The organism is Pseudomonas sp. NPDC089408 (assembly GCF_044749445.1).
In the GTDB taxonomy this organism is placed as follows: domain Bacteria; phylum Pseudomonadota; class Gammaproteobacteria; order Pseudomonadales; family Pseudomonadaceae; genus Aquipseudomonas.
Genome location: NZ_JBIVHY010000004.1, coordinates 241,113 through 264,513 on the forward strand (window position 1 = coordinate 241,113; position 23,401 = coordinate 264,513).

Here is a 23,401-nt window from a genome sequence, read left to right on the forward strand (position 1 = left end):
TTCAAACAAGAATCAGTTGCATTGGCTATAACGAGACGGGTGGGAGGGCGTGACCGCGTAAAAATAGTTTGGAAGATTATTGCAGGCAGTCTGCGAACCCTGTGGGAGCGGCTTTAGCCGCGAAGAATCCAGCGCTGTGCATGGCACCGGCTTTGCCGGTGTTCGCGGCTTAAGCCGCTCCTACAACGATGTGTGTGGCTGATGCGGTCAGTTCAGGATCACCAGCGCCGGGTACTCATGCAGCTGTGCCGAGGTGATGTGGGCCAGCGCACGCAGGGTTTCCAGCGGCTGGTCAAGGCGGTAGTTGCCGGTGACGGCAACATCTTGCAATTGCGCATTGCGGTTGATGATCCAGCCCGGGTAGTAACGCCGCACCTCGGCCAGCACCTGGCTCAGCGGGCAGTTCTCGAACACCAGGCGGCCGTCGATCCAGGCCAGGTCTTTGTGCATGTCGGGGCGCTGGCGCTGGCCAAAGCCCTGTGGGCCGACGCTGATGCTGTCGCCAGCGCTCAGGCGAATGCGCTGGTCGCGCGCGCCCTGCAGGTCGACATCGCCGCGCTGCACCCGCACCTGTGCTTCGCCGTCGAGGTAGCGCACGGCAAAGTCGGTGTCGCGTACCTGCGCACGCAATGGCCCAGCCTCTACCTCCAGCGGCAACAGCGCGCCAGCGGAAACCTGGAAGTACGCCTCGCCCTGCAGCAAGCGGGCGACCTGGCGGCCGTCACGACGGTCGCTGGCAAACGCCGAGTTGGTGTTGAGCAGTACTTTTGCGCCGTCCTCCAGCTGCAGGCGCTGGCGCTCACCGACCACGGTCAGGTGGTCGGCCTGCAGGCGCGTGGGCAAGTTGCCGACGGTGAACAGCCCAACCAGCAGCACAGCTGCAGTGGCCAGGGGTTTCCAGTGGCTGCGCAGGCGCCCGCGCCACGAGCGGCGCTGCTGTCGGTGCAGTTGCGTGGCCACCTGGTGCAGCGGCGTACCGTTCCACAGCGCTTCGGCCTCGACGTAGGCCTCGGCGTTTTCCGGTGCGGCGCTCAACCACGCTTCAAATGCCTGGGTGTCTTCGGCATCGGCACATTGCAGGCGCACCAGCCAGTCCAGCGCCTCGTCCATGGCACGAGCACGGGCGCTGGGCCCGGCAGGTGACGGGCGAGGGGCAGGGCGGTCGGTCACGGTGAATCCTTGAGTGGGTTTTTGCGAATGATCAAGGCTCGGGCAGGGTGTGGCAAGCGCTTTGCGCTACCGCTCGCCTGTTCGCGGCTCACTTGAGGCGATCGGCTACACCCAGGCAGATGGCCATGATCAGTTTCAGTTCCTTCTGTACCGTGCTGGCCGAAACATTCAGTTGTTCGGCAATTTCCAGGTAGGTGGCGCCATGCAGGCGGCTGAGGATGAAGATGCGCTGCTGGCGCTCGCTCAACTGGTTGAGGCTGACGCTGAGGTGCCTGAGCAACTGTTCGGCATGGGCAGCATCCTCGCTGCTGCTGGCGGGCGCGGCCACGCTGTGCAGCACCTCGTCGGGCACGTCGTCGACCAGCATGCGCGCCTGTACCCGGCGCGCGCGCAGGTGGTCGAGCGCGAGGTTGCGCGCCGTCTGGAACACAAACGGCTCGATATGCTCGATCGGCCGCTCGCCCAGGGCACGGGACACCCGCAGGTAGGTTTCCTGCAGCAGGTCTTCGGCCGTGCTGGGGTTGCCGACCATGCGCTGCAGGGTGCGCAGCAGGGTAAGGCGCTGAACGAGGAAGACAGAGTTGAACCGGGACTGACTCACGGGGGGACCTGGCCGACGAAAGGTTAATGATAATGCTTATCATCCATATCGAAGGTCAAGTGTGGAAATGTTAGGAAAAGGTAAAGATTGTGAGCCTGCAGGCCCTGCGCGGTCACTGTAGGAGCGGCCTTGCGTCGCGATGGGCTGCAAAGCAGCCCCAGAAATCTATGCCCAAAGGCTGAAATCCAGGGGCCGCTTTGCGGCCCATCGCGACGCAAGGCCGCTCCTACAAGGGAGCGTGCCAAGGCTTAGCGCGCGCTGCACAGCGCCAAACAGTTATCCAGCATCCGGTTGCTGAACCCCCACTCGTTGTCATACCACGCCAGCACCTTGAGCATGCGCCCATTGGCCCGGGTATGGTTGGCATCGAAGATCGACGACAGCGGGTTGTGGTTGAAATCGCAGGAAACCAATGGCAAGGCGTTGTAGCCCAATACCTTGGAATGCTTGCTGGCCTCGAGGAACAGTTGGTTGACCTGCTCGGTCGTGGCCTCGCGCTTGAGGTTGACGGTGAGGTCCATCAGCGACACGTTGATCACCGGCACACGCACCGCCATGCCGGTCAGCTTGCCGGCCAGCTCCGGCAGCACCAGGCCCACGGCTTCGGCCGCACCGGTCTTGCTCGGGATCATCGACTGGGTGGCCGAACGCGCGCGGTACGGGTCGCCGTGGTACACGTCGGTCAACACCTGGTCGTTGGTGTAGGCGTGAATGGTGGTCATCAGGCCCTGCTCGATACCGAACTCGCGGTGCAGCACCTGGGCAATCGGCGCCAGGCAGTTGGTGGTGCAGGAGGCGTTGGAAATGACCTGGTGGGAAGCCCGCAGGATGTCATGGTTGACCCCGTACACCACCGTGGCATCGACACCCTTGCCCGGCGCCGAGACAATCACCTTGCTCGCCCCGGCGGCCAGGTGGGCGGCAGCCTTGGCGCGCTCGGTGAACAACCCGGTGCACTCGAACACCACGTCGATGGCTTCGGCCTTCCAAGGCAGTTCGGCCGGGTTGCGAATGGCACTGACCGCGATGCGGTCACCATTGACCGTGATGCTTTCGTGGTCGGCCTCTACCGTGGCGTCGAAGGCGCCGTGCACGCTGTCGTACTTGAGCAGGTGGGCATTCATGGCGCTGTCGCCCAGGTCGTTGATGGCGACGACCTGCAGGTCCTGGCGGTAGCCTTGGGTATACAGTGCGCGCAGGACGTTGCGCCCGATGCGGCCGAATCCATTGATGGCGATACGTAGGGTCATGGCAGTACCTCTGGCAGTCCGAGTGAAACCTGTGGCACAAAGGAGCTTCACTGAAACGGTTTTGTTGTTGGAATTACAAGATTATTCACTGGCAGATAGAAAACAAGCCTTTTTAGTGGCAGTATTTTGTTTAAACATACAACGAGTGGTTGGGCGATGTGCCTCCGCCGATGCAGCGGGCTCCTTACCTTGAGCCTAGGCCGCAATCGTTTGGAGGGGAAATGCCCGTAAACCGCCCTTACAATTAGCCTGGAGTCCAGTACATGCATCCGCGCATCCTTGAGGTCACCCAGCGGCTGATCGAACGCAGCCGTGCCACCCGCGAACGCTATCTGCAGCTGATTCGCGGCGCGGCCAGTGACGGGCCTATGCGTGCCAGCCTGCAGTGCGCCAACTTCGCCCACGGCGTGGCCGGTTGCGGCAGCGACGACAAGCAGGCCCTGCGCCTGATGAACGCGGCCAACGTGGCCATCGTCTCGGCCTACAACGACATGCTGTCGGCCCATCAGCCGTACCTGCACTTCCCTGAGCAGATCAAGCAGGCGCTGCGCGAGGTCGGTTCGGTCGGCCAGTTCGCCGGTGGCGTGCCGGCCATGTGCGATGGTGTGACCCAAGGCGAGCCCGGCATGGAGCTGGCCATCGCAAGCCGCGAAGTCATCGCCATGTCCACTGCGGTAGCGCTGTCGCACAACATGTTCGACGCCGCGCTGATGCTGGGCATCTGCGACAAGATCGTCCCCGGCCTGATGATGGGGGCGCTGCGCTTCGGCCATTTGCCGACCATCTTCGTCCCGGGTGGGCCGATGGTTTCCGGCATTTCCAACAAGCAGAAGGCCGACGTGCGCCAACGCTATGCCGAAGGCAAAGCCAGCCGCGAAGAGCTGCTGGAATCGGAAATGAAGTCTTACCACAGCCCTGGCACCTGCACGTTCTACGGCACCGCCAACACCAACCAGCTGGTGATGGAAGTCATGGGCCTGCACTTGCCGGGCGCCTCGTTCGTCAACCCGTATACCCCACTGCGCGACGCGCTCACCGCCGAGGCCGCGCAGCAGGTCACGCGCATGACCAAGGCCAGCGGCAGCTTCATGCCACTGGGCGAAATCGTCGACGAGAAGGCCCTGGTCAACTCCATCGTCGCCTTGCACGCCACCGGTGGCTCGACCAACCACACCCTGCACATCCCGGCGATTGCACAGGCGGCGGGTATCCAGCTGACTTGGCAAGACATGGCCGACCTCTCCGAAGTGGTGCCGACCCTGTCGCACGTCTACCCCAATGGCAAGGCCGACATCAACCACTTCCAGGCGGCTGGCGGCATGGCCTTCCTGATCCGCGAGCTGCTCGACGCGGGGCTGCTGCACGAAGACGTCAACACCGTCGCCGGCCATGGCCTGCGCCGCTACACCCAGGAACCGTTCCTCGACAATGGCAAGCTGGTGTGGCGCGAAGGGCCGCAGCACAGCCTGGACGAAAGCATCCTGCGCCCGGTGGCGCGGCCGTTCTCGGCCGAAGGCGGCCTGCGGGTGATGGAAGGCAACCTCGGCCGTGGCGTGATGAAAGTGTCGGCCGTCGCCGCCGAGCACCAGGTGGTCGAGGCCCCGGCGCGGGTGTTCCACGATCAGCAGTCGCTGGCCGATGCGTTCAAGGCCGGTGAGCTGGAGTGCGATTTTGTCGCCGTGGTGCGTTTCCAGGGGCCACGTTGCAACGGGATGCCGGAACTGCACAAGCTCACGCCGTTCCTCGGCGTGTTGCAGGACCGTGGCTTCAAGGTGGCGCTGGTGACCGACGGGCGCATGTCCGGTGCCTCGGGCAAGATCCCGGCGGCCATCCACGTTTGCCCAGAAGCTTATGACGGCGGCCCGCTGGCGCGGGTGCGCGATGGTGATATCGTGCGGGTCGATGGTGTCGAAGGCACGCTGCGGGTGATGGTGTCGGCCGAAGAACTGGCCAGCCGAGATCTGCCGCCGGCGCCCCAGGGCAACGACCTGGGCTGCGGGCGCGAGCTGTTCGGCTTCATGCGCATGGCGTTCAGCCCGGCAGAGCAGGGCGCCAGTGCCTTTACCTCGGCCCTGGAGAAGCTCAAATGAAGGACCTGCTGGTTGGCGACATCGGCGGCACCAATGCCCGTTTTGCGTTGTGGCGTGACAACCAGCTGCATGAGGTAAAAGTCTTCGCCACCGCGGACTACACCAGCCCGGAGCAGGCCATCGAGGCCTACCTGCATGGCCAGGGTATCGCCCGTGGCGGCCTGGCGGCGGTGTGCCTGGCGGTGGCCGGGCCGGTCGATGGCGATGAGTTTCGCTTTACCAACAACCACTGGCGCCTGAGCCGTAGTGCTTTCTGCAAGACCTTGCAGGTCGAGCGGCTGTTACTGATCAACGACTTCACCGCCATGGCGCTGGGCATGACCCGCCTGCGCGAGGGTGAGTTCCGCGAAGTGTGCCCCGGCCAGGCCGACCCGGCGCGACCGGCGCTGGTCATCGGGCCAGGTACCGGCCTGGGCGTGGGCTCGCTGTTGCGCCTTGGCGAGCAGCACTGGCAGGCTTTGCCAGGGGAGGGCGGGCATGTCGACCTGCCCGTGGGCAATGCCCGCGAAGCGGCGATTCACCAGCAGATTCACGGGCAGATCGGCCATGTCAGTGCCGAGACCGTGCTCAGTGGCGGCGGCCTGGTGCGGCTGTACCAGGCGATGTGCGCGCTGGACGGTGACATACCTCGGCACACTTCCCCGGCGCAGATCACCGATGCTGCGCTGGGCGGCGAGCCGCGGGCGCTGGCGGTGGTTGAGCAGTTCTGCCGGTTTCTCGGCCGAGTCGCTGGTAACAATGTGCTCACGCTGGGCGCGCGGGGCGGGGTCTATATTGTCGGCGGGGTGATCCCGCGCTTTGCCGAGCTGTTCCTGCGCAGCGGGTTTGCCGCAAGCTTTGCCGACAAGGGTTGCATGAGTGGCTATTTCGCTGGCGTGCCGGTGTGGCTGGTGACGGCGGAGTTTTCCGGGTTGCTGGGGGCCGGGGTGGCTTTGCAGCAGGCTTTGGATCACGGATAGCTGACAAGGGGCCGCTGCGCGGCCCATCGCGACACAAGGCCGCTCCTACAGGGGACCGCAGATATTTCTGGCATTGCGCGGTCCCTGTAGGAGCGGCCTTGGCGGGGCGCCGGACCGGTCGGACGGGGCGCGAAGCGGCCCCAATAACAGGCAACCAAGACCTGTAATCAACAAGAGGAAGGACCACCTTGAGCACTGCCGGCAAATCGATCCTGATGGTCGACGACGACCAGGAAATCCGCGAACTGCTGCAAACCTACCTGAGCCGCTCCGGCTTCCAGGTGCATGCCGAGGCCGATGGCGCCGGCTTTCGCCGCGCGCTGGAAAGCACCCCCTGTGACCTGGTCATTCTCGACGTCATGCTCCCCGACGAAGACGGTTTCAGCCTGTGCCGCTGGATCCGCCAGCACCCGCGCCAGGCCCGCGTGCCAATCATCATGCTCACCGCCAGCTCCGACGAAGCCGACCGGGTCATCGGCCTGGAACTGGGCGCCGACGATTACCTGGGCAAACCCTTCAGCCCGCGCGAGCTGCAAGCGCGGATCAAGGCCCTGCTGCGCCGCGCCGAGTTTGGTCAGGCGGCGCCGGGCAGTGCCGTGCTGGCCTTCGATGACTGGCGCCTGGATACGGTCAGCCACCGGCTGTTTCATCGTGATGGTGAGGAAGTGATCCTCTCTGGCGCCGACTTTGCCCTGCTCAAGCTGTTCCTCGACCACCCGCAACAGATCCTCGACCGCGACACCATCGGCAACGCTACCCGTGGCCGCGAGCCGATGCCGCTGGACCGTATCGTCGACATGGCGGTCAGCCGCCTGCGCCAGCGCCTGCGTGATACCGACAAGCCTCCCCGGCTGATCCGCACCGTGCGCGGCAGTGGCTACCTGCTGGCGGCACATGTCTGCTGTGCGCCCTGAGCGGCGCTGGCGCCTGCTGCCGCGCTCGCTGCTGCCGCGCTCGCTGCTGGGGCGCATGCTGCTGCTGACCCTGCTGGTCGTGCTGCTGGCCCAAGGCTTGTCCAGCATCATCTGGGTGTCGCAATTGCGCGCCAGTCAATTGCAAGGCCTGCGTGCCAGTGCCAGCAGCCTGGCCCATTCGATGAGCGCCAGCGTCAGTTACTTCCGCTCGCTGCCTGTGGGCTATCGGCCGTTGGTGCTCGACCAGTTGCGCAGCATGGGCGGCACGCGGTTTTTCGTGTCGCTCAACGCCACGCCGCTGGACATGCAGGCACTGCCCGTCACCCCGCGCAAGCAGGCGGTGATCGATGTGTTCCAGCAGGTATTGCACGAGCGGCTGGGTTCACAGATGGAAATTTCCGTGGAGTTTGTCGGGCCAGACGACCTGCGCATCTTCAACAGCGGCCTCAAGCTCGACGAGTTGCCACGTTCATGGGCGCATTACTCGCTGACCCTGGAACCGCTGAAACCACCGGTACTGGTGACGCAGATCCGCCTGGGGAAGGGCGAGTGGCTGTACATTGCCTCGCTGTTGCCCGAGCCGTACACCAGCCTGGAAACCGAACGCCTGCCGCGCCAGCAGATCGGTTTCATCGTGCTGACCACGGCCTTGTTGCTGTTGTTCATCGGCTTGCTGGTGCACTGGCAAAGCTGGCCACTCAAACGCCTGGCGCGGGCCGCGCGGGAGATGTCACTGGGTGCCGATGTGGCGCCCGTGGCCGAAGGTGGCGGCAGCGAAGTGGTCGAGGTCAGCCGGGCATTCAACAGCATGCGCGAGCGCATCAGCCGCTACCTCACCGAACGCAGCCAGCTGTTCAGCGCTATTTCCCATGACCTGCGTACGCCGATCACCCGCTTGCGCCTGCGTGTCGAACTGCTGGAGGACGAGCGCCTGCAGGCCAAGTTCAGCCAGGACCTCGACGAGCTGGAGCTGCTGGTCAAAGGCGCGTTGCAGTGCGTGAAGGACACCGACATCCACGAGAACATCGAGCCGGTCGACCTCAACCAGGTGCTGGAAATCCTGGCCGAACCTTACCTGGGCGATGGCCGCATCACGGTCGACGGCCGGGCTCTGGCGCCATACCCAGGCAAGCCGTTGGCGCTGCGGCGCTGCATCGGCAACCTGATCGACAACGCCATCAAGTATGGCGAGCGGGCACGGTTGCGCATCATCGACGGGGTCGAGGGCTTTGTGCTGCAAGTGGACGACCAGGGGCCGGGGGTGCCGCAGCAGCAGCTGGAGCAGGTGTTCGAGCCGCATTTCCGTCTGGCCGGGCAGCAGCAGGGGTACGGTCTGGGGTTGGGGATTGCGCGCAACATTGCCCATAGCCATGGCGGTGAGGTGAGCTTGCTGAACCTGCGTGAGGGCGGGTTACGGGTGACCTTGTACCTGCCGCGGGGTATGGACTGATTTTCTGTGTTGCCTGTTGGGGCCTCTTCGCGGGTAAACCCGCTCCTACAACGACCGTGTAAGCAATGCACTGTACATGTAGGAGCGGGTTTACCCGCGAAGAGGCCAGCACAGGCATCCGAAATGTCACTGCCCAGTGACAATCCCACCGTCCTTCGTGACATCCCCCCAAACCCCGCTGGCTAGAATTCGCAAACGACTGGCAAGGATCAAGCTGGCCCATGAACACCCTCAACCTGCCCCCTACCAGCTGGCTCAATGCCCCGGCCCACAGCGACTGGCGCCAGGCGCAGGACGCCAGCTACGGCGGCTGGTTCGCCCACCCCGGTGGCCAGCAAGACAGTGGCAAGGCCGCCTACCTGCACGCCTTCGTCGCCCTTGCCGCCAGCTCGGCCGTGGTGGCCGGCGCAGCCGCTGCCCACGCCTTGCTGGCAGACGCCATCCAGGTGATCGAAACGCACTTCTGGAGCGAAGCCGAAGGCGCCCTTCGGGAAAGCTTTTCCCGCGCCTGGCAACTGCCTGAGCCGTACCGAGGCGCCATCAGCAACATGCACGCGACCGAGGCCTTCCTGGCCCTGGCAGATGTCACCGGCAACAGCCTGTGGTTGGAGCAGTGGTACCGCAACTGCTGGGGCTTCATCGCCAACCACTTCATCGACCCTGTCGCTGGCAGCTGGCACCACGAACTCGATGCCCACACTCGGCCAGCCGGGACCCTCTGGCCGGGCAAACCCGACCTGTATCACGCCTATCAGGCGCTGCTGCTGCCAGGCTTGCCGCTTGCTCTCAGCCTGGCCAGCAACCTGGCCGGCAATGTAACCAGATGATGACATTCACGCATCGCTTCGTTACCTGGCGAAGCGGGCTCGCTGTTTAGACTCCATGCTACGCAAGCGATCGACTTGCACGGCATAACAACAAGAAAGGTGCTTCGATGAATTCCACGCTCCGTCTCGCTGCCGCTATATCCTTGGCCTCTTTACTCCCGCTCGGCGCCCAGGCTGCCGAATCCAAAGGCAGTGTCGAAGTGGTGCACTGGTGGACTTCCGGCGGTGAAAAAGCGGCGGTCGATGTGCTCAAGGCACAGGTCGAAAAAGACGGTTTCACCTGGAAGGACGGCGCCGTTGCCGGTGGTGGCGGTGCCACGGCCATGACCGTACTCAAGAGCCGCGCCGTCGCTGGCAACCCGCCAGGTGTGGCGCAGATCAAAGGCCCGGACATCCAGGACTGGGCGGCCACCGGCCTGCTCGACGCCGATGTGCTCAAGGATGTGGCCAAGCAAGAAAAATGGGACTCGCTGCTCGACAAGAAGGTCGCTGACACCGTGAAGTACGACGGTGACTACGTCGCCGTTCCGGTGAATATCCACCGCATCAACTGGCTGTGGATCAACCCCGGAGTCTTCAAGAAGGCCGGCATCGACAAGGCGCCCACCACACTCGACGAATTCTACGCCGCTGCCGACAAGCTCAAGGCCGCCGGCTTCATCCCGCTGGCCCACGGTGGCCAGCCGTGGCAGGACAGCACTGTGTTCGAAAGCGTGGTGCTGGCGGTGATGGGCGCCGATGGCTACAAAAAGGCCATGGTCGACCTCGACAGCGCGACCCTGACCGGCCCACAGATGGTCAAGGCGTTGACCGAGCTGAAAAAGGTTGCCACCTACATGGACCCGGATGGCAAAGGCCAGGACTGGAACCTGGAAGCGGCCAAGGTCATCAACGGCAAGGCCGGCATGCAGATCATGGGCGACTGGGCCAAGAGCGAGTGGACCCTGGCGAAGAAAACTGCCGGCAAGGATTACCAGTGCGTGCCATTCCCCGGTACCGACAAGGCCTTCCTGTACAACATTGACTCGCTGGTGGTGTTCAAGCAGAACAATGCCGGCACCTCTGCCGGTCAGCAGGACATCGCGCGCAAGGTGCTGGGCGAAGACTTCCAGAAGGTCTTCAGCACGAATAAAGGCTCGATCCCGGTGCGCAACGACATGCTTGCCGACATGGGCAAGTACGGCTTCGACGCCTGCGCGCAAACCTCCGCCAAGGACTTCCTCGCCGACGCCAAAACCGGCGGCCTGCAGCCGAGCATGGCGCACAACATGGCCACCACGCTGGCCGTGCAGGGTGCGTTCTTCGATGTGGTGACCAACTACATCAACGACCCCAAGGCCGACCCGGCCGATGCGGCGAAGAAGCTGGCAGCGGCGATCAAGGCTGCCCAGTAAGGGCTGACGCAATCCCGTTGTAGGAGCGGCCTTGCGTCGCGATGGGCTGCGCAGCAGCCCCAAAACCTGCGCACTCGATCTTTCAGGTAGGTGTTGATCTTGAGTCCTTGGGGCTGCTTTGCAGCCCTTCGCGACGCAAGGCCGCTCCTACAGGGAGTGCGACGCCTTTGAGGTGAACCATGACCACAACCACCGCCCAACTGCGGGCCTCCCCCCTGGACGCACTACAGCGCTGGCTACCCAAACTGGTGCTGGCGCCGAGCATGTTCATTGTCCTGGTGGGCTTCTACGGCTACATCCTCTGGACCTTTGTGCTGTCCTTCACCACCTCGACCTTCCTGCCCACCTACAAATGGGCCGGCCTGGCGCAGTACGCCCGGCTGTTCGACAACGACCGCTGGTGGGTCGCCAGCAAGAACCTGTTGCTGTTCGGCGGCCTGTTCATCGCCATCAGCCTGGCCATCGGCGTTCTGCTGGCGGTATTGCTCGACCAGCGCATTCGCCGCGAGGGCTTTATCCGCACCATTTACCTATACCCCATGGCGCTGTCGATGATCGTTACCGGCACCGCCTGGAAGTGGCTGCTTAACCCTGGCATGGGCCTGGACAAGCTGCTGCGTGACTGGGGCTGGGAGGGCTTTCGCCTGGACTGGCTGATCGACCCCGACCGGGTGGTGTACTGCCTGGTGATCGCCGCCGTGTGGCAGGCATCGGGTTTCATCATGGCGATGTTCCTTGCCGGCCTGCGCGGCGTCGATCAGTCGATTATCCGGGCCGCGCAGATCGACGGCGCCAGCCTGCCGCGCATCTACTGGACGGTCGTGCTGCCCAGCCTGCGACCGGTGTTCTTCAGCGCACTGATGATCCTCTCGCACATCGCCATCAAGAGCTTCGACCTGGTCGCGGCGATGACCGCCGGTGGCCCGGGCTACTCGTCTGACCTGCCAGCCATGTTCATGTATTCGTTCACCTTCAGCCGCGGCCAGATGGGCATGGGCTCGGCCAGCGCCATCCTCATGCTCGGGGCAATCCTGGCGATCCTCGTGCCGTACCTGTACTCGGAGCTGCGGAGCAAACGCCATGCATAGCCCTGTCGACAAGGCGCCGCTGAGCGCAAGCCGCATCGCCATCCACGCGGTATTGCTGATCGCCGTGCTGCTGTACCTGGTGCCGCTGGTGGTGATGCTGCTGACCAGCTTCAAGTCCCCGGAAGACATCAGCAGCGGTAACCTGCTGAGCTGGCCGACAGTGATCACCGGCATCGGTTGGGTCAAGGCCTGGGGCACGGTCAGCGGGTATTTCTGGAACTCGATCATGATCACCGTGCCCGCAGTGCTGATCTCTACCGCCATCGGTGCGCTGAACGGCTATGTGCTGTCGATGTGGCGCTTTCGCGGTTCGCAGCTGTTCTTCGGCCTGCTGCTGTTCGGTTGCTTCCTGCCGTTCCAGACCGTATTGCTGCCGGCCTCCTTCACCCTCGGCAAGCTCGGCCTGGCCAGCACCACCAGCGGCCTGGTGCTGGTGCACGTGGTGTATGGCCTGGCCTTCACCACGCTGTTCTTCCGCAACTTCTACGTGAGCATTCCCGACGCGCTGGTCAAGGCGGCGCGCCTGGACGGGGCGGGGTTTTTCACCATCTTCCGCCGCATCATCCTGCCGATGTCGACGCCGATCATCATGGTTTGCCTGATCTGGCAATTCACCCAGATCTGGAACGACTTTCTATTCGGCGTGGTGTTCTCCAGCGGCGACTCGCAACCGATCACCGTGGCCTTGAACAACCTGGTCAACACCAGCACCGGGGCCAAGGAATACAACGTCGACATGGCGGCGGCGATGATCGCCGGCCTGCCAACCCTGCTGGTCTACGTGGTGGCAGGCAAATATTTCGTGCGCGGGCTGACCGCCGGCGCGGTCAAGGGGTAAGTCATGGCAACGCTCGAACTGCGCAATGTGAACAAGACCTACGGCAGTGGCCTGCCAGATACCCTCAAGGACATCCAGTTGTCGATCAGGGACGGCGAGTTCCTGATCCTGGTCGGCCCGTCGGGCTGCGGCAAATCCACGCTGATGAACTGCATCGCCGGCCTGGAGCAGATCACCGGCGGGGCGATCCTCATCGACCAGCAAGACGTCAGTGGCATGAGCCCCAAGGACCGTGACATTGCCATGGTGTTCCAGTCGTACGCGCTGTACCCGACCATGAGCGTGCGCGAGAACATCGAGTTTGGCCTGAAAATCCGCAAGCTGCCCCAGGCCGCCATCGACGAAGAGGTCGCACGGGTGGCCAAGCTGCTGCAGATCGAGCACCTGCTGGCGCGCAAACCGGCGCAGCTGTCTGGTGGCCAGCAGCAGCGGGTGGCCATGGGCCGGGCGCTGGCGCGGCGACCGAAGATCTACTTGTTCGACGAGCCGCTGTCCAACCTGGATGCCAAGCTGCGGGTCGAGATGCGCACCGAAATGAAACTGATGCACCAACGGCTGAAGACCACCACCGTGTACGTCACCCATGACCAGATCGAAGCCATGACCCTGGGCGACAAGGTGGCTGTGATGAAGGACGGCATCATTCAGCAGTTCGGCACGCCGCAACAGATCTACAACGACCCGGCCAACCAGTTTGTCGCCAGCTTCATTGGTTCACCGCCGATGAACTTCATCCCGGTGCACCTGACCAAAGAAGACGGTCGCGTGTTGGCGCTGCTCGACAGCGGCCAGGCGCGCTGCGAGCTGCCATTGGGGCTTGCTACCGAGGAACTGGATGGCCGCGAGATCATCCTTGGCATTCGCCCCGAGCAGGTTGCCCTGGGGGCAGGGGAGGGCAACGGCCTGCCAGGCATTCGCGCCGAAGTGCAGGTGACCGAGCCCACCGGGCCGGACCTGCTGGTGTTCGTCACGCTCAACCAGACCAAGGTGTGCTGTCGCCTGGCGCCGGATGTGGCGTGCCAGGTGGGTGACAGTCTCAACCTGCAGTTCGACCCGGCGCGGGTACTGCTGTTCGACGCCAACAGCGGCCAGCGCCTGCACCTGGCCAGCACTGCCGCAGCCGTAAAGGACAACGTGGCTCACTTCAAAGGCCGCTAACTCGTCTACACCATCAATAAGAAAAAAGAGGACGCAAAGGGATGGAACAGCGCAAACGCATCAGGACATTAGGCTCGCTGGCCTTGCTTGCCATCGTTGGCAGCAACGGCGCACAGGCTGCCGAGGCCTTTTCCAGTGAATCGAAATGGATGACCGGCGACTGGGGCGGCACCCGTACCGAGCTGCTGGACAAGGGCTATGACTTCACCCTCGATTACGTAGGCGAGGTGGCCGGCAACCTGCACGGCGGCTACAACGACGACAAGACCGCCCGCTACAGCGACCAGTTCGCCCTCGGCGCGCACCTGGACCTGCAGAAGATTTTTGGCTGGCATGACGCCGAGTTCAAGCTGGCGATCACCGAGCGCAGCGGCCGCAACCTGTCCAACGACCGCATCAGCGACCCGCGTGCCGGGCAGTTCAGCTCGGTACAGGAAGTGTGGGGCCGTGGCCAGACCTGGCGCCTGACCCAGATGTGGATCAAGCAGAAATACTTCGACGGCGCGCTGGATGTGAAATTTGGCCGCTTTGGTGAGGGCGAGGACTTCAACAGCTTCCCGTGCGACTTCCAGAACCTGGCCTTCTGTGGCTCGCAGGTGGGTAACTGGGTCGGCGGCATCTGGTACAACTGGCCGGTCAGCCAGTGGGCGCTGCGGGTGAAATACAACATCAACCCGGAATTCTTCGTGCAGGTCGGCGCTTTCGAGCAGAACCCGTCCAACCTGGAAACCGGCAACGGCTTCAAGCTCAGTGGCAGTGGCACCAAGGGGGCGATCCTGCCGGTGGAGGCGGTGTGGTCACCCAAGGTCAACGGCCTGCCGGGCGAGTACCGCCTGGGCTATTACTACAGCACCGCCAAGGCCGACGATGTGTTCGACGACGTCAACGGCAACCCACAGGCGCTAAGCGGCGAGGCCTTCAAGTCGCACTCCAGCAAGCATGGCTGGTGGGTGGTGGCGCAACAGCAGGTCACCGCCCACGCGGGGGACGTCAACCGTGGCCTGAGCCTGTTCGCCAACTTCACCGTGCACGACAAGGCCACCAACGTGGTCGACAATTACCAGCAGGTGGGGCTGGTCTACAAGGGCGCCTTCGATGCCCGGCCCAAGGACGACATCGGTTTTGGCGTGGCACGTATTCATGTGAATGACGACGTGAAGAAACGCGCCGAGCTGCTCAATGCCCAGAGCGGCATCAACGATTACGACAACCCCGGCTTCGTGCCGCTGCAGCGTACCGAGTACAACGCCGAGCTCTACTACGGCTTCCACGTCACCAACTGGCTGACCGTACGGCCCAACCTGCAGTACATCAAGAGCCCCGGCGGGGTGGACCAGGTGGACAACGCGCTGGTCGCAGGCTTGAAGATTCAGTCGTCATTCTGAGGGCATTTGTTGTAAATTTACGCCAATCCATTTTCGGCTCCCGGCAACCACTGGCCTGCAGTGGTTGTCAGGGATAGGCCGAGACAGCGCTATCTCAAAAAACAAGAGCTCTGAACCATGCCCGAACATCCGCTCCATCGCTTCTTCACCTCGCAGCGGCCACGGCCGACATTCGAGTGGGAGCGTTACCAGCAGCGCGATGTGCTGATCATCGATCACCCCCGTTGCCAGGCGGTGCTCAGCCGCCAGGGCGCGCAGCTGTTGCACTTTCAGCCAGCGGGCGAGCGGCCCTGGCTGTGGTGTGCCGAGCAGTGGCCGCAGGTGGGCGCGATCCGCGGTGGTGTACCCGTGTGCTGGCCCTGGTATGGCCGCCACCCCAGCGAAGACCTGTGGCCGGCTCATGGTTGGGCACGTTTGCTGGACTGGAAACTGGTAGACAGCCGCGAGGACGAGGAGGGCGTGACGCTGAAGTGGCGGCTGGACCTGTGCGACTGGCAAGTCGACCTGCATGCCCGGCTGGGCAGTCGCATGGAGCTGAGCCTGAGCACCGAGCATCAAGACAGCGAACCTTGCCAACTGAGCCATGCCCTGCTGGCCTACTGGCGCATCAGTGACGTGTCCGAGATAGCGCTATCCGGGCTTGAGGACATCGAAGGTTACGACCGCCTGAACCGCCAGGCCTGCCGTGAAGATGGCGCCCTGAAGCTCAAGGGCGGCTGCCAGAAGGTCTACCCCGGCACGCCGCGCGTGCAACTGCAGGACCCGGCGTGGCAGCGCGAGCTGTGCATCGATACCGGGGACAGCGACGATACCGTGGTGTGGCACCCGGGCAATCGCCCACTGATGGGCGTGAGCGGCCGCGAAACGCAGGGGTTTGTCTGCGTCGAAGCCGCCAGCGGCAGCGGTGAGGGCCTTAGCCTGGCGCCTGGGCAGCGTGCGCACCTGCGCTTGCAGGCGCACCGGCTCAGCTGAGTTCGTCGTCCTCGATCGGGTAGCGGCTGGCGTTGAGGCTTTCCTTGATCTTGCGCAGGTGTGGCTGGAAGTCCACGCCGCGGCGCAGGGTCATGCCGGTGGCCAGCACGTCGAGCACGGTCAGCTGGATGATCCGCGACGTCATCGGCATGTAGATGTCGGTGTCTTCCGGCAGCGGAATGTGCAGGCTCAGGCTGCAGGCGTTGGCCAGCGGCGAGCCGGCGGCGGTCAGGCCCAGCACCGAGGCGCCGTTTTCGCGGGCCAGGCGTGCCACTTCGACCAGTTCGCGGGTGCGCCCGGTGTAGGAAATGATCACGAACAGGTCGCCGGTGTGGGCCACCGAGGCCAGCATACGTTGCATGAGTACGTCGGCATGGGCCGACACCGCCAGGTTGAAGCGGAAGAACTTGTGCTGCGCATCCAGGGCTACCGGGGCCGAGGCGCCGAGGCCGAAGAAGTGGATCTGCCGCGCCTGGATCATCATGTCCACGGCGCGGCTGACCTGCGCCGGGTCGAGTTGCTGGCAGGCGCTGTCGAGCGAGGCGATGGCACTGGCGAAGATCTTCTGAGTATAGGCCGCCGGGTCATCGTCGGCCTCTACCGCACGGCTGACATAGGCGGCGCCGCTGGCCAGGCTTTGTGCCAGTTGCAGCTTCAGTTCCGGGTAGCCGCTGACGCCGAACGAGCGGCAGAAACGGTTGACGGTCGGCTCGCTGACCTTGGCCGCCTGGGCCAGCGCTGCGATGCTGAAACGGGTGGCTTGTTGCGGGTTGAGCAGGATGACTTCGGCGACTTTGCGTTCGGCCTTGTTCAGCTCGTCGAGGCGGCCCTGGATCTGTTCCAGGAGGTTTCGCACGCGGTCCATGGGTGTGTCCTTGGGTCGGGAAGACAGCCGGCTGTGGGAGCAGCAGGCTTTTTGCACGGTCGTCTATCGTACTGTCGGTGCGGTTGGCGTACCACTTGTCTGTAACACTTGCGTGTAATGTTGTGGTTTTTACTACATTATCCCTTGAAAACCGTATGTGAAAGCGGTATTCCTAGACCAACTTTAGGAAAGAACCAACATCATGGCTGCTATCAGTGTCGAACCTTGCACCTTTGCCCTGTTTGGCGCCCTCGGCGACCTGGCATTGCGCAAGCTGTTTCCTGCGCTCTACCAGCTCGACCGGGCCAATTTGTTGCATCCAGACACCCGCCTGCTGGCGCTGGCGCGCGAAGCTGGCAGCGCGCAGGCGCACCTGGACCACATCGAAGCCCATTTGCGCCGCCATGTGCCCGAAGCTGATATCGAACCCGCCGCACTGGGCCGCTTCCTCGCCCGGCTGAGCTATCAGCACTTGGACTTCCTGCAGCCCGAGGGGTATCAGGCGCTGGCCGAGCAACTGCCAGGCGAACTGCCGTTGATTGCCTACTTCGCCACGGCGGCAGCGGTGTACGGGGCCATCTGCGAGAACCTCGACAAGGCCGGCCTGGCTGCGCGCACCCGGGTGGTGCTGGAAAAACCCATTGGCCACGACCTGGAGTCGTCGCGCCGGGTCAACGATGCCGTGGCGCGGTTCTTTCCGGAAAACCGGGTTTACCGCATCGACCACTACCTGGGCAAGGAAACGGTGCAGAACCTGATTGCCCTGCGCTTTGCCAACAGCCTGTTCGAAACCCAGTGGAACCAGAATTCCATCTCCCACGTGGAGATTACTGTCGCGGAAAAAGTCGGCATCGAGGGCCGTTGGGGTTATTTCGACAAGGCCGGCCAGCTGCGCGACATGATCCAGAACCACCTGCTGCAGCTGCTGTGCCTGATTGCCATGGACCCGCCCAGCGAACTGTCCGCCGATGCCATCCGCGACGAGAAGGTAAAGGTACTGAAGGCCCTGGCACCGATCACCGGTGACGGGTTGAGCACCCGCGTGGTGCGTGGCCAGTACATTGCCGGCTACAGCGACGGCAAGGCGGTGCCAGGCTACCTGGAAGAAGACAACGCCAACGCCCAGAGCGACACCGAAACCTTTGTTGCCCTGCGCGCCGACATTCGTAACTGGCGCTGGTCGGGCGTGCCGTTCTACCTGCGCACCGGCAAGCGCATGCCGCAAAAGCTTTCGCAGATCGTCATCCACTTCAAGGAAACGCCGCATTACATTTTCGCCCCGGAACAGCGTTTGCAGATCGGTAACAAGCTGATCATCCGCCTGCAACCGGACGAAGGCATTTCTTTACGGGTGATGACCAAGGAGCAGGGCCTGGACAAGGGCATGCAATTGCGCAGCGGCCCGTTGCAGCTGAATTTTTCCGACACCTGGCGCAGTGCGCGGATTCCGGATGCCTATGAGCGTTTGCTGCTCGAAGTGATGCGGGGCAACCAGAACCTGTTCGTGCGCAAGGACGAAATCGAGTATGCCTGGAAGTGGTGCGACCAGTTGATCGCCGGCTGGCGTAATGCAGGCGATGCGCCCAAGCCATACGCAGCGGGGTCTTGGGGGCCAATGAGCTCGATTGCACTGATCACACGCGATGGGAGGGCGTGGTATGGGGATATCTGAACTGAAACTGCCGGCGGCGGTAAAGGTACACGCGCTGGCAGATGCCAAGGCGCTGGCCGCCATTCAAGCCCACGATGTGGCCGAACGCCTGCGTTCGGCGATCGCTGCCAGGGGCCAGGCCTGCCTGGTGCTGTCCGGTGGCCGCAGCCCGGTGCCGTTTCTGGAAAAACTGGCCAGCGAGCACCTGGACTGGGCCCAGGTCACGGTCAGCCTTGCCGATGAACGCTGGGTGCCGGTAGAACACGCCGACAGCAACGCCGGCCTGCTGGCCCGACACCTGCTGAAGGGCGAGGCGGCCAAGGCGCGCTTCGTTGGCCTGTACCAGCAGGCGGAGAGCCTCGATGCCGCTGCGCTCAAGGCCGATCAGGTCCTCGCTGCGCTGCCGCCAATCGACGTGCTGGTGCTGGGCATGGGGGACGATGGCCATACCGCCTCGTTGTTCCCGGCCAGCCCTAACCTGGAAGCGGGCCTGGACCTGGCCAACCCGCGCCGCTGCCTGCCGTTGCTGGCGCCGAGCGTGCCGCACCAACGTTTATCGATGACCCGCTCGCTGCTGGCCAGCGCCGCCTTTATCGCGCTGTCCGTGCAAGGCCAGGGCAAACTCGCTACCCTGCGCGCCGCGCTGGCTGGCAACGACCTTACTGAAATGCCGATTCGCGCTTTTCTTCACGACCCCCTGGACATCTACTGGTGCCCATGAGCCAAGGATCCACAGTCATGACCACCCTCGAACGCCCACAGCCAAAGCTCTCGATGGCCGACAAAGCCGCGCGGATCGACGCCATTTGCGAAAAGGCGCGCATCCTGCCGGTAATCACCATCGCCCGTGAGGAAGACATCCTGCCACTGGCTGATGCCCTGGCCGCAGGCGGCATCCGTACCCTGGAAGTGACCTTGCGCTCGCAGTATGGCCTGAAGGCCATTCAAGTACTGCGCGAGCAGCGTCCGGAGCTGTGCGTCGGCGCCGGTACCGTGCTTGATCGCCGCATGTTTGCTGCCGTTGAAGCAGCGGGTGCGCAGTTTGTCGTTACCCCGGGTATTACCCAGGACATTCTCGAAGCCGGTGTGGACAGCGCAATCCCACTGCTGCCGGGTATCAGCACCCCGTCCGAAATCATGATGGGCTACGCCCTGGGCTACCGCCGCTTCAAGCTGTTCCCGGCGGAGATCAGCGGTGGCGTGGCGGCGATCAAAGCTTTTGGCGGGCCGTTCGGTGATATCCGTTTCTGCCCTACGGGCGGCGTGAACCCGGCCAACGTGCGCAATTACATGGCCTTGCCCAATGTGATGTGCGTGGGGGGGACCTGGATGCTCGACAGCAGCTGGATCAAGAACGGCGAATGGGCGCGGATTGAAGCGTGCAGTGCCGAAGCGATGGCGCTGCTGGACGCCAACTGAATTTGTTGCGTGCTTTACGGCTTATTGGGGGCGCTTGGTCGGCGCCCCTTTTTTTTGCCTTAGGTTTCTGCAATGCCTGTGCGGGCCTCTTCGCGGGTGAACCCGCTCCTACAACGGGCTGCGTTCCCATGTAGGAGCAGGTTTACCCGCGAAGAGGCCCGCACAGGCACGCCACAGCCATCGAATCCTGCGGCGGTCCCCTTGTAGGAGCGGGTTTACCCGCGAAGAGGCCGGCACAGGCACGCCACAGCCATCGAATCCTGCGGCGGTCCCCTTGTAGGAGCGGGTTCACCCGCGAAGAGGCCCGCACAGGCACGCCACAGCCATCGAATCCTGCGGCGATCCCCTTGTAGGAGCGGGTTTACCCGCGAAGAGGCCGGCACAGGCCAAAAAAAAGCCCGCATCAAACGATGCGAGCTTCTTCATTCATCACGCCAAGGCTCAGGCCGCCTTGGCTTCCTGCTGGCTCAGCGAGCGGTTCAGCGCGCTGAACAGGGCCTTGAAGCTGGCGGTAGTGATGTTTTCATCGATACCCACACCATGCACCGGGCGGCCACCGGCCACGCGCAGTTCAATGTAGGCCGCAGCTTTGGCGTTGGTACCGGCGCCAATCGCGTGCTCGTTGTAGTCCATGATTTCTACCGCAATCGGCAGGCCGGCAACCAGTGCTTCCAGGGCGCCGTTGCCCTTGCCGCGCCAGTGCAAGGTGGTTTCGCCTTCACCGGCAACTTCCACTTCCACGGCGCTGTGGCCGTTTTCTTCTTGCAGGCGGTGGCTGACCAGCGCATACGGCGCGTTGGCCTGGAGGTATTCCTTGTGCAACAGGCTGTAGATCTGCTGGGCAGTCATTTCCAGGCCCAGGCGGTCGGTTTCACCCTGTACCACCTGGCTGAACTCGATCTGCATGCGGCGTGGCAGGCTGATGCCGTATTCCTGCTCGAGCAGGTAAGTGATGCCGCCTTTGCCCGACTGGCTGTTGACGCGGATCACCGCCTCGTAGCTGCGGCCAATGTCGGCCGGGTCGATCGGCAGGTACGGCACTTCCCACAACTCGCCTTCCTGCTGCTTGGCGAAGCCCTTGCGGATGGCGTCCTGGTGCGAGCCGGAGAACGCGGTGTGGACCAGGTCGCCGACATACGGGTGACGCGGGTGCACCGGCAGCTGGTTGCACTCTTCGACCACCTTGCGCACACCGTCGATGTCGGAGAAGTCCAGCAACGGGTCGATGCCCTGGGTGTAAAGGTTCAGGGCCAAGGTCACCAGGTCGACGTTACCGGTGCGCTCACCATTGCCGAACAGGCAGCCTTCGGCGCGGTCGGCACCGGCCATCAGGCCCAGTTCGGTGGCAGCGATGCCGGTGCCACGGTCGTTGTGGCAGTGCAGGCTGATGATCACGCTGTCGCGGCGGCTGACGTTGCGGCAGAACCACTCGATCTGGTCGGCGTAGATGTTTGGGGTCGACACTTCGACGGTGGCCGGCAGGTTGAGGATGATCTTGTGCTCGGGCGTCGGGTTCCACACTTCGATGACCGCGTCACAGACTTCCTTGGCGAACTCCATCTCGGTGGCGCTGAAGGTTTCTGGCGAGTACTGGAAGGTCCAGTGGGTTTCCGGCTGCTGGGCCGCGTACTTGACGAACAGCTTGGCCGCATTAACCGCAATGTCCTTCACGCCTTGCTTGTCCTGGTTGAAGACAATGCGGCGGAACGACGGGCTGGTGGCGTTGTACAGGTGGACGATGGCCTTTTTCGCCCCGCGCAGCGATTCGAAGGTGCGGGCGATCAGGTCTTCACGGGCCTGGGTGAGCACCTGGATGGTGGTGTCGTCCGGGATGTGGCCGTCCTCGATCAAGGTGCGTACGAAGTCGAAGTCGGTTTGCGAAGCGGACGGGAACGACGCTTCGATTTCCTTCACGCCAACCTGCACCAAGGTCTTCCAGAAGCGCAGCTTCTTCTCCGAATCCATCGGCTCGATCAGCGACTGGTTACCATCACGCAGGTCAGAGCTGCACCAGATAGGCGCTTCGGTGATGGTCTTCGACGGCCAGGTACGGTCAGGCAGGTCGATGGTCGGGAAAGCGCGGTACTTCTTCGAAGGGTCTTTGAGCATGGACATGGAAGCAATCCTTTTGTGTGCGGCCGAGATCGGGCCTGCCGAGCAGTAACGAGATGAAGGGGCGAGGCGACGCGATTCAGCCTGGTAGTCGGGCGCTGACCAGGCAGAGGCTGCGATGTTGTCGGAGCAGGATGAGGGTGCTGAAGGTTTTCATGCCTTCAAACTTAACCAGTGGGGTGGGGGATGGCAAGCGTTCGGGAAAAATTGAGAGGAATGCTTAAAAAAAGATGATGCGCGAGATTTTATGGCTGGAATTCTCCAGGGCGTTATTTATTTTTGCGCGGTAGTTTTCGATGGCGCAACACAATGGAAGTGACATTGGCAGTGCGGGCCTCTTCGCGGGTGAACCCGCTCCCACAGGGATCGCGCTGTACCTGTGGGAGCGGGTTTACCCGCGAAGAGGCCAGCAATGGCAACACAAATCTCAGGGCTGAAACGCCCCAATGAAAATCGCCGGATCCACTCGCGCATCATTCAGGCTGACATTCCAATGCATGTGCGGCCCGGTAGCCCGCCCTGTAGACCCCACGCGCCCGACCACCTCGCCACGACGCAACTGCTGCCCCACCTGCACATCGATCTTCGACATGTGGCAGAACATGCTGATAAAGCCCTGCCCATGGTCGACGAACACCGTGCGGCCATTGAAGAAGTAATCACCTACCAGAATCACCTTGCCATTGGCCGGGGTCTTGATCGGCGTACCCGCCGGCACGGCGAAGTCCAGCCCGGCGTGCGGGTTGCGCTCTTCGCCATTGAAGAAGCGGCGTACGCCGAACTTGCTCGACAGCGGGCCATTCACCGGCTTGTCGAGGATCAGGTTGCTCGGCAGGCCCGGGCTGAAGCTGCGGTAGGCCTTGATCTGCTCGGCCAGCTCGCCGTCGATGCGTTTAAGGTCGGCCGGGTTCGGGTTGACCTGGCGGGTGTTCTTCAGGGTGATGCGCTGCTCGGGATATTTCTTGCTGCCAACCGCGAAGGTTAGGGTGCGACCGCCCTGGCTCAGCACGGCGGTACCGGGCTTCTGGGTCAGCGGGATGCCGACGATGGCCAGCCAGTTGTCCTGCTCCTTCACCACCAATACCGGCTTGCCATCGAAGCGGGCACTGGGTGCGCTGGCAGCAGGGCCGAGGTCGACCACCGCCACGCCACCGGGCACCGGCTTGTTCAGCGTGCGGGTGATGTAGCTGGCCTGGGCGCCACCGGCCAGCAGCAACAGGGATAGGGCAAGCAGGGGCGCGAGCAGGCGGGGCATGTG

At 63.4% G+C, this 23,401-nt stretch carries 19 protein-coding genes and 1 pseudogene; 14 read left to right on the forward strand and 6 right to left on the reverse strand.

The features are described from left to right. Positions 1-207: 207 nt before the first annotated feature. The 3 genes from ACIP02_RS09240 to gap form a co-directional block, all read right to left on the reverse strand. Positions 208-1,170 carry a FecR family protein gene (locus tag ACIP02_RS09240; protein WP_400615449.1) on the reverse strand — a complete coding sequence of 321 codons (963 nt, stop codon included), beginning with the start codon at positions 1,168-1,170 and terminating at the stop codon, positions 208-210. 88 nt (positions 1,171-1,258) lie between these two features. After that, complete coding sequence (locus ACIP02_RS09245) at positions 1,259-1,771, reverse strand: RNA polymerase sigma factor (RefSeq protein WP_400615451.1); 513 nt, start codon at positions 1,769-1,771, stop codon at positions 1,259-1,261. 248 nt (positions 1,772-2,019) lie between these two features. Continuing rightward, complete coding sequence (gene gap / locus ACIP02_RS09250) at positions 2,020-3,021, reverse strand: type I glyceraldehyde-3-phosphate dehydrogenase (RefSeq protein WP_400615454.1); 1,002 nt, start codon at positions 3,019-3,021, stop codon at positions 2,020-2,022. 263 nt (positions 3,022-3,284) lie between these two features. Between gap and edd the strand changes: the two genes are divergently transcribed. The 11 genes and pseudogenes from edd to ACIP02_RS09305 all read left to right on the forward strand — a co-directional run bounded on the left by edd (position 3,285) and on the right by ACIP02_RS09305 (position 16,096). Then, positions 3,285-5,111 carry a phosphogluconate dehydratase gene (edd, locus tag ACIP02_RS09255; RefSeq protein ID WP_400615456.1) on the forward strand — a complete coding sequence of 609 codons (1,827 nt, stop codon included), beginning with the start codon at positions 3,285-3,287 and terminating at the stop codon, positions 5,109-5,111. Beyond that, positions 5,108-6,070, forward strand: a complete 963-nt coding sequence (locus ACIP02_RS09260) for a glucokinase (RefSeq protein WP_400615458.1) — start codon at positions 5,108-5,110, stop codon at positions 6,068-6,070. The genes edd and ACIP02_RS09260 overlap by 4 nt, the downstream gene beginning before the upstream one ends. A gap of 188 nt (positions 6,071-6,258) precedes the next feature. Further along, complete coding sequence (gltR, locus tag ACIP02_RS09265; protein ID WP_400615460.1) at positions 6,259-6,984, forward strand: two-component system response regulator GltR; 726 nt, start codon at positions 6,259-6,261, stop codon at positions 6,982-6,984. Further along, positions 6,965-8,434, forward strand: a complete 1,470-nt coding sequence (locus tag ACIP02_RS09270; RefSeq protein WP_400615463.1) for an ATP-binding protein — start codon at positions 6,965-6,967, stop codon at positions 8,432-8,434. The genes gltR and ACIP02_RS09270 overlap by 20 nt, the downstream gene beginning before the upstream one ends. Before the next feature lie 290 nt (positions 8,435-8,724). After that, positions 8,725-9,261: pseudogene (locus tag ACIP02_RS09275) on the forward strand (AGE family epimerase/isomerase); the annotation flags it as partial. Positions 9,262-9,368: 107 nt separating this feature from the next. Further along, positions 9,369-10,655, forward strand: a complete 1,287-nt coding sequence (locus ACIP02_RS09280; protein WP_400615465.1) for an ABC transporter substrate-binding protein — start codon at positions 9,369-9,371, stop codon at positions 10,653-10,655. 179 nt (positions 10,656-10,834) lie between these two features. Then, complete coding sequence (locus ACIP02_RS09285) at positions 10,835-11,743, forward strand: carbohydrate ABC transporter permease (RefSeq protein ID WP_009683405.1); 909 nt, start codon at positions 10,835-10,837, stop codon at positions 11,741-11,743. Beyond that, the gene (locus ACIP02_RS09290) at positions 11,736-12,581 is read left to right on the forward strand and encodes a carbohydrate ABC transporter permease (RefSeq protein ID WP_400615468.1); all 846 of its coding nucleotides are present in this window, start codon (positions 11,736-11,738) and stop codon (positions 12,579-12,581) included. The genes ACIP02_RS09285 and ACIP02_RS09290 overlap by 8 nt, the downstream gene beginning before the upstream one ends. A gap of 3 nt (positions 12,582-12,584) precedes the next feature. Continuing rightward, entirely contained in the window at positions 12,585-13,739 is a 1,155-nt protein-coding gene (locus ACIP02_RS09295; RefSeq protein WP_400615469.1) for an ABC transporter ATP-binding protein, read from the forward strand. A gap of 41 nt (positions 13,740-13,780) precedes the next feature. Further along, entirely contained in the window at positions 13,781-15,124 is a 1,344-nt protein-coding gene (locus tag ACIP02_RS09300) for a carbohydrate porin (RefSeq protein WP_400615471.1), read from the forward strand. Between the two features lie 117 nt (positions 15,125-15,241). Next, positions 15,242-16,096, forward strand: coding sequence for a D-hexose-6-phosphate mutarotase (locus tag ACIP02_RS09305; protein WP_400615472.1), 855 nt, complete (start codon positions 15,242-15,244; stop codon positions 16,094-16,096). Here ACIP02_RS09305 and hexR read toward each other — a convergent pair. Beyond that, on the reverse strand, positions 16,089-16,952 hold the full coding sequence (hexR, locus tag ACIP02_RS09310; protein ID WP_201200233.1) for a DNA-binding transcriptional regulator HexR: 864 nt from the start codon (positions 16,950-16,952) through the stop codon (positions 16,089-16,091). The genes ACIP02_RS09305 and hexR overlap by 8 nt on opposite strands. 211 nt (positions 16,953-17,163) lie before the next feature. On the opposite strand from hexR, the gene zwf reads away from it, so the two are divergent. Genes zwf through ACIP02_RS09325 form a run of 3 tightly spaced genes read left to right on the forward strand, consistent with a single transcriptional unit; the run spans position 17,164 to position 20,031 of the window. Further along, positions 17,164-18,633, forward strand: coding sequence for a glucose-6-phosphate dehydrogenase (zwf, locus tag ACIP02_RS09315; RefSeq protein WP_400615473.1), 1,470 nt, complete (start codon positions 17,164-17,166; stop codon positions 18,631-18,633). Further along, positions 18,620-19,333 carry a 6-phosphogluconolactonase gene (gene pgl / locus ACIP02_RS09320; RefSeq protein ID WP_400615474.1) on the forward strand — a complete coding sequence of 238 codons (714 nt, stop codon included), beginning with the start codon at positions 18,620-18,622 and terminating at the stop codon, positions 19,331-19,333. Before zwf ends, pgl begins: the two co-directional genes overlap by 14 nt. A gap of 17 nt (positions 19,334-19,350) precedes the next feature. Then, positions 19,351-20,031, forward strand: coding sequence for a bifunctional 4-hydroxy-2-oxoglutarate aldolase/2-dehydro-3-deoxy-phosphogluconate aldolase (locus tag ACIP02_RS09325; RefSeq protein WP_400615475.1), 681 nt, complete (start codon positions 19,351-19,353; stop codon positions 20,029-20,031). Positions 20,032-20,472: 441 nt separating this feature from the next. Here ACIP02_RS09325 and leuA read toward each other — a convergent pair whose 3' ends face one another. Continuing rightward, on the reverse strand, positions 20,473-22,146 hold the full coding sequence (gene leuA, locus ACIP02_RS09330) for a 2-isopropylmalate synthase (RefSeq protein ID WP_400615477.1): 1,674 nt from the start codon (positions 22,144-22,146) through the stop codon (positions 20,473-20,475). 424 nt (positions 22,147-22,570) lie between these two features. Continuing rightward, positions 22,571-23,398, reverse strand: a complete 828-nt coding sequence (locus ACIP02_RS09335) for a peptidoglycan DD-metalloendopeptidase family protein (protein ID WP_400615479.1) — start codon at positions 23,396-23,398, stop codon at positions 22,571-22,573. Positions 23,399-23,401: the final 3 nt, after the last annotated feature.

Bases quoted from the DNA above. Each gene is read 5' to 3' on its own strand.
- ACIP02_RS09290 (WP_400615468.1), top strand. From the start codon at position 11,736: ATGCATAGCCCTGTCGACAAGGCGCCGCTGAGCGCAAGCCGCATCGCC.
- ACIP02_RS09335 (WP_400615479.1), bottom strand. From the start codon at position 23,398: ATGCCCCGCCTGCTCGCGCCCCTGCTTGCCCTATCCCTGTTGCTGCTG.
- ACIP02_RS09305 (WP_400615472.1), top strand. From the start codon at position 15,242: ATGCCCGAACATCCGCTCCATCGCTTCTTCACCTCGCAGCGGCCACGG.
- edd (WP_400615456.1), top strand. From the start codon at position 3,285: ATGCATCCGCGCATCCTTGAGGTCACCCAGCGGCTGATCGAACGCAGC.
- ACIP02_RS09260 (WP_400615458.1), top strand. From the start codon at position 5,108: ATGAAGGACCTGCTGGTTGGCGACATCGGCGGCACCAATGCCCGTTTT.
- ACIP02_RS09280 (WP_400615465.1), top strand. From the start codon at position 9,369: ATGAATTCCACGCTCCGTCTCGCTGCCGCTATATCCTTGGCCTCTTTA.
- zwf (WP_400615473.1), top strand. From the start codon at position 17,164: ATGGCTGCTATCAGTGTCGAACCTTGCACCTTTGCCCTGTTTGGCGCC.
- gap (WP_400615454.1), bottom strand. From the start codon at position 3,021: ATGACCCTACGTATCGCCATCAATGGATTCGGCCGCATCGGGCGCAAC.
- pgl (WP_400615474.1), top strand. From the start codon at position 18,620: ATGGGGATATCTGAACTGAAACTGCCGGCGGCGGTAAAGGTACACGCG.
- leuA (WP_400615477.1), bottom strand. From the start codon at position 22,146: ATGTCCATGCTCAAAGACCCTTCGAAGAAGTACCGCGCTTTCCCGACC.
- ACIP02_RS09300 (WP_400615471.1), top strand. From the start codon at position 13,781: ATGGAACAGCGCAAACGCATCAGGACATTAGGCTCGCTGGCCTTGCTT.
- ACIP02_RS09325 (WP_400615475.1), top strand. From the start codon at position 19,351: ATGACCACCCTCGAACGCCCACAGCCAAAGCTCTCGATGGCCGACAAA.
- ACIP02_RS09285 (WP_009683405.1), top strand. From the start codon at position 10,835: ATGACCACAACCACCGCCCAACTGCGGGCCTCCCCCCTGGACGCACTA.
- ACIP02_RS09295 (WP_400615469.1), top strand. From the start codon at position 12,585: ATGGCAACGCTCGAACTGCGCAATGTGAACAAGACCTACGGCAGTGGC.
- ACIP02_RS09270 (WP_400615463.1), top strand. From the start codon at position 6,965: ATGTCTGCTGTGCGCCCTGAGCGGCGCTGGCGCCTGCTGCCGCGCTCG.